This is a genomic window from Synechococcus sp. W55.2, from assembly GCF_047461635.1.
GTDB lineage: Bacteria > Cyanobacteriota > Cyanobacteriia > Thermostichales > Thermostichaceae > Thermostichus.
Genome location: NZ_JANSHM010000007.1, coordinates 62,757 through 72,339 on the forward strand (window position 1 = coordinate 62,757; position 9,583 = coordinate 72,339).

8 protein-coding genes are annotated in these 9,583 nt (G+C 58.1%); 2 read left to right on the forward strand and 6 right to left on the reverse strand.

What is annotated here, in order from left to right:
* Positions 1 to 72 precede the first annotated feature (72 nt).
* Complete coding sequence (ftsH, locus tag NW828_RS03055; protein WP_414381381.1) at positions 73 to 1,989, reverse strand: ATP-dependent zinc metalloprotease FtsH; 1,917 nt, start codon at positions 1,987 to 1,989, stop codon at positions 73 to 75.
* A 260-nt stretch (positions 1,990 to 2,249) separates the two neighbouring features.
* Here ftsH and NW828_RS03060 point away from each other — a divergent pair, with 260 nt between their 5' ends.
* The gene (locus NW828_RS03060) at positions 2,250 to 2,723 is read left to right on the forward strand and encodes a phycobilisome protein (protein ID WP_414381383.1); all 474 of its coding nucleotides are present in this window, start codon (positions 2,250 to 2,252) and stop codon (positions 2,721 to 2,723) included.
* On the opposite strand, the gene NW828_RS03065 is transcribed toward NW828_RS03060, so the two are convergent.
* From NW828_RS03065 to NW828_RS03080, 4 genes are all read right to left on the reverse strand, one after another.
* Positions 2,720 to 2,980 (reverse strand): ferredoxin-thioredoxin reductase variable chain, encoded by a 261-nt coding sequence (locus tag NW828_RS03065; RefSeq protein WP_414332109.1) that lies wholly within the window; start codon positions 2,978 to 2,980, stop codon positions 2,720 to 2,722. The genes NW828_RS03060 and NW828_RS03065 overlap by 4 nt on opposite strands.
* Before the next feature lie 347 nt (positions 2,981 to 3,327).
* A complete protein-coding gene (locus NW828_RS03070; RefSeq protein WP_414381385.1) occupies positions 3,328 to 4,737 on the reverse strand; it encodes a cytochrome c biogenesis protein in 1,410 nt (469 codons plus the stop codon).
* A gap of 111 nt (positions 4,738 to 4,848) precedes the next feature.
* Entirely contained in the window at positions 4,849 to 5,598 is a 750-nt protein-coding gene (locus tag NW828_RS03075) for a cytochrome c biogenesis protein CcdA (RefSeq protein WP_414381388.1), read from the reverse strand.
* Between the two features lie 68 nt (positions 5,599 to 5,666).
* Positions 5,667 to 6,557 (reverse strand): prephenate/arogenate dehydrogenase, encoded by an 891-nt coding sequence (locus NW828_RS03080; protein ID WP_414381391.1) that lies wholly within the window; start codon positions 6,555 to 6,557, stop codon positions 5,667 to 5,669.
* A gap of 509 nt (positions 6,558 to 7,066) precedes the next feature.
* Here NW828_RS03080 and NW828_RS03085 point away from each other — a divergent pair.
* On the forward strand, positions 7,067 to 7,465 hold the full coding sequence (locus NW828_RS03085; protein WP_414330450.1) for a hypothetical protein: 399 nt from the start codon (positions 7,067 to 7,069) through the stop codon (positions 7,463 to 7,465).
* Here NW828_RS03085 and NW828_RS03090 read toward each other — a convergent pair.
* On the reverse strand, positions 7,462 to 9,381 hold the full coding sequence (locus NW828_RS03090; protein ID WP_011432269.1) for an ABC1 kinase family protein: 1,920 nt from the start codon (positions 9,379 to 9,381) through the stop codon (positions 7,462 to 7,464). The genes NW828_RS03085 and NW828_RS03090 overlap by 4 nt on opposite strands.
* Between the last annotated feature and the right edge of the window lie 202 nt (positions 9,382 to 9,583).

Sequence of the window (9,583 nt, forward strand, 5' to 3'; positions counted from 1 at the left end):
GCAAAACATTGGGATCCCCCCTCCTCAATGAGGAAAAGCGGGGATCCCGGGTTTGCGCTTGGGGAAAAGAGACTAGGCGCTGGCGTTGACGGCCATAGGCAGAGTCAACGGCTCTGGCTCCTCTTCGGGGGGCAGCATCACCACCTCAGAGTTGTCGATGATGGCCTGCAGCTCTTCCCCATCGATGGTTTCGGCCTCTACCAGGCGGCGGGCAATCCGATCCAAGAGGGCGCGGTTTTCTCGAATCAAGTAGGTAGCCCGTTGGTAGGCCTCGTTCACCAGCCGCCGCACCTCTTCGTCGATGAGGGCTGCTGTTTCCTCCGAGAAATCCCGTTCTGCGGCGATCTCCCGGCCCAGGAAAATGTTGGCGTATTGGCGGCCCAGGGCCACATTGCCCAGGCGATCGCTCATACCGAAGCGGGTCACCATGTTGCGGGCGATGCGGGCCACCTGCTGCAGGTCACTGGCTGCCCCTGTGGTGATCTCCGACTCTCCATAGACCACTTCTTCGGCCACGCGCCCACCCAAGGCAACGGTCATCATGTTCTTCAGATGGGCACGGGTGGTGAGCCCCATGTCGTCATCGCTGGGCATGAACCAAGTGAGACCACCCGCCTGGCCACGGGGGATGATCGTCACTTTTTGAATGGGATCGTAGTTGGGCAGAAGGGATCCCACCAGGGCATGGCCCGCCTCGTGGTAGGCCACCAATTCCTTGCGCCGCTCGCTCATCAGCCGATCCTTCTTCTCCGGACCGGCCAACACCCGATCCACCGCGTCGTTGATCTCGTCCATGGAGATCTCGGTGAGGTTGCGGCGGGCTGCCAGAATGGCTGCTTCGTTCAGGAGGTTGGCCAAGTCGGCGCCGGTAAACCCAGGAGTACGGCGGGCCAACTTCTCCAGATCCACATCCGCAGACAGAGTTTTACCGCGGGCGTGCACCTTGAGGATCTCCAGGCGGCCTTGGAAGTCGGGGCGATCCACCGTAACTTGGCGGTCGAAGCGACCGGGCCGCAGCAGCGCCGCATCCAGCACATCCGGGCGGTTGGTGGCGGCGATGACGATAATGCCGGAGTTGCCCTCAAAACCGTCCATCTCGGTGAGCAACTGGTTCAGGGTCTGCTCCCGTTCGTCGTTGCCACCCCCCAAGCCAGCTCCCCGCTGGCGACCGACCGCATCAATTTCGTCGATGAAGACGATACAGGGAGCATTTTGCTTGGCCTGCTCGAACAGATCCCGCACGCGAGAAGCGCCGACCCCGACAAACATCTCCACAAACTCAGAGCCAGAGATGGAGAAAAAGGGCACACCTGCTTCTCCGGCTACGGCGCGGGCCAACAGGGTCTTACCGGTGCCGGGCGGGCCCACCAGCAATACCCCGCGGGGGATCTTGGCTCCCAAAGCGGTGAAGCGCTCTGAATTTTTCAGGAAATCCACCACTTCTGCCAGCTCCAGCTTGGCCTGATCGATGCCGGCCACATCGTTGAAGGTAATTTGGGTTTTCGGCTCCATCTGCACCCGTGCCCTGGATTTGCCGAAGTTGAGAGCTTGGCTGCCTGGGCCATTTTGAGCCCGCCGCAGCAGGAAAAAGAGCCCCAGCAAGAGCAAAACCGGCAGGAAGAAGGTGCTGAGAATGCGCCCGAGTAGCCCCTCCTCTTGGACAGGACGCACAGCCAGCTCCACCCCGTTGGCAACCAGGGTGTTCTCAAACTCAGGGGTAAGGGGGGGCAGATTCACCTGCACTTGGGTGGCGCGGTTGTTGATTTCTGCCTCGGCAATGGCAACCTGGCGACCATCCGGGGCCGTCTCCACCAAAACTTTGCTGACCTCGCCCCGTTCAACACGGCTGATTAGGTCGGAGTAGCTGATCTCCAAACGCTCAGCCGGGCGGGTACCCAAGAAGGTGGTGGCTAAAGAGATCAAGACGATGGCCAGTAGCGCATATAACCCCGCGCTTCTCCATTTCTTGTTTTTACCTTTCTGACTCACGGAAGTGTTTCCTCCCAAAGGGTGTTTTTGAATCGAACTCGCAGATGGTGACCTATGGGTAACAATCTGGGGTCGGGTGGGTTCTTGCAGCAACAGACTGTTAATTAATATTAACCTGACTGAGAGGGTTGCCGGGGATCCCTGCAATTCCCCTCTTCTGGCCGGGAGTTTGGGGATAGGATTGAGAGACCAAGGCTGTGCCGTCAGCCAGGATAGGTGGTGTTTTTTCCATTCTCATTCCAGCTTGCCCAGGGATCCCTATGCTGACTCAACTGCGCGAACTGAGCATCGCTGCCGACGGACGGTATCTCAGGGATGAGGAGCTGCAGTTCATGGAGACCTACCTAGCCTCCTTTGACCTTCGCCTGTGCGCCTATCGCAAGATTCAGGCAGCGGAGGCCCAGATCATCCGGGATGTGGAGATGAAAATGCGCGCGCTGGATCCCTACTTGCTCATGCGAGGGGTGGAAGACTTTAGCAACAAGTGGAAAGCTGACACCGTTCGGGTTCTGCGCCTTTCGGCCTTAGCCATGCTCTTGGATGATGAGCAGCGCTACAAAGATCGATTTCTCTACTGGTTCCAAACACTGATGCGAGCCTTCCGCACCCAACGCAGTTGCGAGGCCACCTATCGCTTCCTACAAGAAGTGATAGCCAATTACCTCACCCCCGAAGAAACCAAGTTGATCAGGCCGATTCTGGAAACCAACCGCACGCTGTTGGGCCTCAACTAGGCAGCCGTCCCGGCGGGCTCTTCAGAGTTGGCCGGCTCAACCACCTCTAGCTCATCAGCTTGGAGATGCGCACGGAACTTGTTGTCAAACTGCACCTGAAAGGGAAAGTTGGCGCTGATCGGGCGGCCATTCCAATCTCGAAGCACGGCCTTCAGTTCCCCTTCCATGCCTTTGAGGTCGAAAGGTTGATTGCGATGTTCCGGGTGGTGATAGACAATCACGCTGGTACGCACCCGCACCCGATCTCCAACTTTCATGTCTTGCCCTCCTGAAAAGGCAGCATACTGCAGGAACCGACTGGAAACACTCTAACTCAATCTCTAAGCAAGCTTTCCGGATGTGGAGAAGTGTGTGGAAACTGAAACAGTAGTTTGCATTTTTCTCAAGTTCCCTCTCACTTTGGATGACCCGAGAACATCCCCTCAAACTCAAGCCATGAGCCCGACCCAAGGGATCCCCCTGACTGGCCACTGGATCCCTGCATTGTATACATCCTTCCAGAGAACTTTAGGGTGTGGCAAGGAAAATCAAATGAGGGCTTTCAACCTCATGGGATCCCTATTGGGCAGGAGATAGAGCTCAGTTTCGGAGGAAAAGGCAGCACCTATCCAATCTCAGCTTCCGCCAGGATCTGGGAAAGAGAGAAGGCGACCTTTTGTTGCTCCACCAAGCGGTCGAATTCTCGCTCGAAAGTAACCAAGGCCCGGTTGGTTTTGCCCCCCAAGTAGAGCCCCGTCTCCGTTTGCAAAGCCCAGATTTGGCTGTAGCTGAAGTAGCTCATCACCACCCCCACCATCAACAGGCCAAATCCGAGATACACCGCAGGGATCCCTGGATCGGATTTAATTTGCAGTCCGGTAGCGCCGATCACCTCATCCAGATACAGAGTGAGGGGGTTGGGGAAGCGTTGGGGAGCGATTTCGTCGAGGGCCAAGCTCATGCCTTGGCGCAGGGATCCCATCCATTGCCCTTCAGTGTCGTAGAGCAGGGCTGTCCCCTGCAAATCCGGCAGCAGCAGCGTGAGTCCCTGGCTCATGTCCGGCTGGGTGGGCACAAAAGCGCCCCAGAGTTTGTTGCCTGCCTCGGTACGCACCGGCACCACCGGGATTTGAAAAGTGGGGCTGTTGTTGATGCGGATGCGGATGCTGTCGATGCTCCAATCGGCTTGGTAGAGGGTCACACCCCGGTAGGAGAGAGGATGGTTGACGGAAATGGTCTGACGTTTGACCTCCTGACCCTGATCCAAAATCGAGAGGTCGGAATAAAACTGCTTGACCCGGCCATCGGCAGCGTAGTCAATCCAGAAGCGATTGGCCCGAATTTGCCAGGTAGGCAAGTGAGTGCGAGCCAGATCCCCTGCTCCGGTCAAGTGTTGAATAGAAGCCACGCCGCCGCTGGGAATGAGTTCTTGGGCCTTGAAGCCGCCAATGCTGCCCCAAATCGCCCCCAGCAAGATCAGCAGCATGCTGACATGCACCAAGATGGGGCCGATCCTGCCGATTAACCCCTTGCGGGCGTAGAGGTAATGGCCCTCCTGAAACACCAGATAGCCCTGTCGACGCAACTGCTGCGGCAGCCCTTGTAAGGATTGTTGGGGCAGATAAGTCCAAAAGGGCAGGCGCTGAAAAGACTGCGGACGGGTGAGATAGCTCCAACGGCGAGCCACCTTGAGCATTGGCCACTGGCGCGTAAAGGAACAGGCGATAAGGCTGCTGCCGAACAGGATTAAAATAGCCAGAAACCAAGGGGTGCGGTAGACGTGATCCAATCCCAAGCTCAGGATCACCCGCCACGTGAGAAAGCCAAACAGGGCCGGATGCTCCGGATAGTGGGCTTGATAAAAAGCCGCTGTTTCCTCTTGCTCAATTACCGTGCCGGTGGCGCTCAAGACCGCAATTGCCAACAAAAGGCCGATGGCCAGGCGCAGATCCGCCAGCAGCGGCAGCAGCTCATGACGAAAGTACCGCCGCAGCGAGGAAACCCAGCGGGCAAGCGGGAGAGAGTATATGACCATGAGAAGTTTGTCGGCTCAAGATTCAGACCGCTGCTCTTGCCAGGCAAGGTGCAGTTCCCAACAGGGTGCTGTAGGTGTAGCCCCATCTTAGCCTGCAGCAGCAGGGATCCCTTAGGCCCAAGCCGACAAGATTGTTACGCTGCCGAACCCCACCAACACCACCCCACTGGCATAAGTGAGCCAGCCCGACCAGCGCCGCAGGGCCAACAGTTGCTTCACCAACCCGGTAAACACCCCCGCCAGGAGCAGAGGAAAGGCCAATCCCAGCCCGTAAGCCAGCAGCAGCCCGCCTCCTACCCAGGGTTGCCCTGTGGTGGAAACCCAGGCCAGCAAAGCCACCAAAACCGGCGTACTGCAGGGAGAGGCCACCAGGCCAAAAGTTAACCCCAGCAACACTGCCCGACCCAGCCTGGGCCATTCTCCGGGAATCTCGAGGCGGTTAAACCAATCTGGAAAACGCAGGGGGATCACCTCTAACAAGTTCAGCCCCATCAAAATAGCAATTCCCCCCACCACAACAGGCCCGAAGGATCCGGTTTGTCCGTAAACGCGACCCAGCAAAGCTGCCGACAAACCCAGCAGGGTCAGGGTAAAAGCCACCCCAGCCGCAAAACCCAAAGATTGAGCCCAAACTTGCCGCCGCCCTTCCCCAGCCGTTTCCTCAGAAGCGGGGGTGTAGCCGCCGATGTAGCCGATGGTCACTGGCAGCATAGACAGCGTGCAGGGGGAAAGACTGGTGAGCAAGCCCGCCAGACCCACCACCAACAGACTAACGGGAGAAAGGTGCTGCAGTTGAAACTGCACCAGCTCAGTTGCCCATTGTTCTAGGTGGTAAAGCCAGAGCTGAGCCGCATTCAACATAAGCTCGATCTGTCCACATAAGCCCAAGGTAGCATGAAGGATCCCCGAGCCCGTTCAAGATATCTTTGCTATCCATTCCCACCGCCCAGGTTGTGGAGAATTTCGCGAGGATGGTTGACCGGGAACTGCTGCCATTCTTGTTGAGTTCGTTGCAGCACCCGGAGCAATTCGTCCCACCTTTCGCCAGCGATCAACTGCTCTATCTGTCGTAACTGGGCTTGGTAGCTGTGCAGGGCAGTCAGCAGCGCCTGCCGGTTGTGGCGGGCCATCTCCAAACCCAATTGCGGGATCCCTCCGCCAACACGGCTGGTATCGCGGAATCCGCTGCTGGCCAAAGTGCGGGCCAATTCCAGAATCGCGGGATCCCCTTCTTGGCTAACCGCTGCGATCAAACTGGCGCTGACCATAACTGGCAAATGGCTGATCCAGGCCACCGCTCGGTCATGGCGTGCGGGATCCGTGAGGACAGCTTCTGCGCCAACAGCAGCAATCAGTTCTTTCACCGCATCGAGAGCCTGAGGTTGGGTCTCGGCGATGGGAGTGAGCACGTAGGGCCGCCCCCGAAACAAGTCGGCTTCTGCCGCTTGGATCCCTTGCAGGCTTTTGCCGGCCATGGGGTGCCCCCCCACAAACCAGGGCCACAATTCGGTTGCCGGAGCAACGATGGGCTGCTTAACCGAGCCGACATCGCTCACCACGGTTTCTGCCGACAAATAAGGCAACAGGGCGGCTAGCGTGGTCAACACCTGCTCCAGAGGGGTACAGATCAGCACCATTTGCGGATCAAAGCGAGCCAACTGGGCCAACTCGGTTCCACAGCCTTGGACAGCACCCCGTTCCAGAGCCTGTTTGCAGGTGGCCGGGTTGCGGCTTATCCCCCAGACGGGATATCCCTTTTCGGTCAGTTTGAGGGCCAGGGATCCGCCAATCAACCCCAACCCGACAATGGCAATGCGCATAGTATCTCAGTAAGCCAGTGAAACTCCTTTTTGGACACCACCAACAACCGCTTCCAGGTGTAGTAGGAGGCTGCTCCCGTAGCTCAGCGATACTCGCCACCGGCGGGCAAGCCTAGTTCCTTCCGAAGCTCCCGCCGCAGCAGCTAAATTCTCGGCCAGGGACTGTCCACTTGTCCATTTTTAAGTCAATATAGGGGTAACATCCGGGCTTGCTTGCCCTGCGGATTCGTGGTAGCCAAACTGGCCTCCGACAGGAAAAACAAGGGCAGGCCTTGGATGTATTGGCAGGAGCTCGGCCCGCTGTGGACTGCTGTTGCGCCGAAGGGATCCCAGCCTTTCGTGCCGGCTCAGCGCAGTTCTTCTTCGCTTACTCAAGAGCAGGTGTCCCTCTTCTCAGCGATTCTCCAGAACTGTACCCATCGAGCCACTTTCACAGCGGGCTCGGCTTTTGGCCTGCGAGTTCCCGCTTTAACCCCCGTTGGGGAGCACTCTGTCGTTTAGGAGATTCTATGCCTAGTGAACCCAAAACCCGCAAGAGCCGTGAAAGCACTAACCCGCGCCCGCGCGACCGTCGTCGTGAATCGGCCAAAGGGAGCAAAGGGGCAGTCTCAGCCACCCATCTCTCCTTGCCGAAGTTAATTCAAGAGAATGCGGTGCTCCAATCTCGCAGCCAGTTATTGTTGATGTACAGTGACTTCCAAACCGAAATGCCCAACGATGGCAAAACCGGTGTGGGCACCTGGCTACAGTCTCGACTCAAGGAGCACGGCATGCCCAGCCTGCTGCGTTTTGGCCCCCGCTCCCGCCCCCAGGTTTTCCGCCGCGATGAATTTTCCGAGTGGATTACGCTGGCTCTGGCCTCTGTTAACCCCAACAGCGATACTGCCCCCCAAGAGCACCTGAGCTAGGCCGGAAGGGGAAGTTGAGCGGTAGAAGCAGAGGTTGCTGGCCCAGGGATCCCGCCACGCCCGTTGAGGGAAGAGGGTGAACTGGGCTTTTCTGTATCCGGCAATAGCAGGTCGCGGATGAGGCGAGCTGCCGAGCGTTGCAACCAGCGGGAGGCCAATTGACGGCCCAGTTGTTGAGCTTCCGGTTTGGCAGCCACCTTGGCAACAATCGGCAGAAGCTGCAGCGGCTGAAAGCTCGGGTTGCTGCTGAGGAGTTCCCACAGACGCTGCAAATGAGCCAAGCCATCTGAGCCACCCTGGGATCCCGAGCTGGAAAAGAGCACATCCACTAGGCGCTCCCGCAGGAAAGCGCCCCGCTCAGAAAAGATAAAATCAACGGCCTTTTCCAGGGATCCCTGCAGGTCAAAATCCTCGCTGTTGACGGCGTTGCGCAGCAGGTTCTCCAGGCGGTTCCAGCGAAATTGCCCCTGGTTAAACAGCAGCTCCCGCAGAGATACGCGCAGCTCCGGGGCCGGGTCGGTGAGCAGGCGCTGAGCCACGTAGGGATAGGCCACGCTCAACACCTTAAAGTTGGGATCCAGGCCGATGGCGATCCCTTCCAGGGTGAGCAAAGAGCGGATGATCAAGGCGTAGTAGGCGGGAACTCGAAAGGGAAAGTCGTACATCACCCCCGAGAGCCGATCGGTGATGCTCTTGAAATTCAGTTCGGAGACGGATTTGCCCATCGCTTCGGCGAAGACAGCTTCCAGAGCAGGGATGATGGGAGTCAGGTCGGTATCCGGATCCAGGAACTCCAAGTCCACGTAGTCTTGGGCCAGCCCGGCAAAGTCTCGGTTTACCAAATGCACAATCGCCTTGATCAGGCCGTAGCGCTGATGGGGCGCGATGGTGCTCATCATGCCGAAATCGATATAGGCCAGCCGCCCGTCGTACATGGCCAAGAGGTTGCCCGGGTGGGGATCGGCGTGGAAAAAGCCATTTTCCAAAAGCTGCTTGAGGGAGCAATTGACACCGATCTCGATCAAGTGCCGTCCATCCAGCCCCGCAGCAGCGATTTTGTCGACCTGAGTCAGCTTGATGCCATCAATCCACTCCATCGTCAGCACCTTGGTGCGGGTGTACTCCCAGTAAATTTTGGGAGCGTAGATGGAGGGGTGACGGTACAGGGCCAGGAACCGCTCGGCATTGCGGCCCTCCTGCGTGTAGTCCATTTCTTCGTAGAGGCGCCCGGCAAACTCATCGACGATGCCCACCAGGTCGCTGCGGATGCGGCGGAAAGTGCGTTTGGCCCAGGCGGCCAGGCTGCGGACAATATACATGTCGAGAGAGATGCGCCCAATCAAGTCGGGCCGCTGCACCTTGACGGCGACTTTCTCCCCGCTGTGCAAGTAGGCCTGGTACACTTGCCCCAAGCTGGCGGCGGCAATCGGTTCAGGGCTGATCTCTCGAAAGATTTTGTCTATGGGTTTGCCGATCTCCGACTCGATGAGGGCAAAAGCAATGGCATTCTCGAAGGGGGGCAGCTCATCCTGCAGTTTGGCCAGCTCCTCCAGAAACAGGGGCGAAACCAGATCGGGACGGGTGGAGAGGGCTTGGCCGATTTTGATGGCTGTCGGCCCCAATTCCGTGAGGATCTCCCGTAGCCGGGCCGCATGTTTCGGGCGATTCTTCAGTTCTACTCCCCGCCAGCGATCCCAAAACACCCAGGCCAACAAGCCCAAAAAGGGGGTGATCAACTGAAACAGGCGCCGCACCACCAGATCCCAGCGCCCTCGATATTGCTTGGCCAACTGCTCTGGGTCGTAACGCAAGCTTGGCTCAGGAACCACCCCCAGATCTGCCGGAGGGATGGAGACAGCCCCAGAACCCAAGCCATCCTGCCTCGCTGCTATTGTCACTACCGGTGTTGCGCCCATAGATGCCCCAACGGATTCCGTAACACATCTTAACTTGCTGGCTCAGCCTGGCGACCCTCGGAGACAGCCACCAGCCTGCTCGATTAGGTTTGAAAAGGCGGGACGAACCTTCGGAATAAGGATCTTCAGCTAGAAATCGCAGGAGCCCCGCACTGTACCCGTAGGGTCAGTGTCGGGAGGAATGCGGAAGTTATGATAGAAC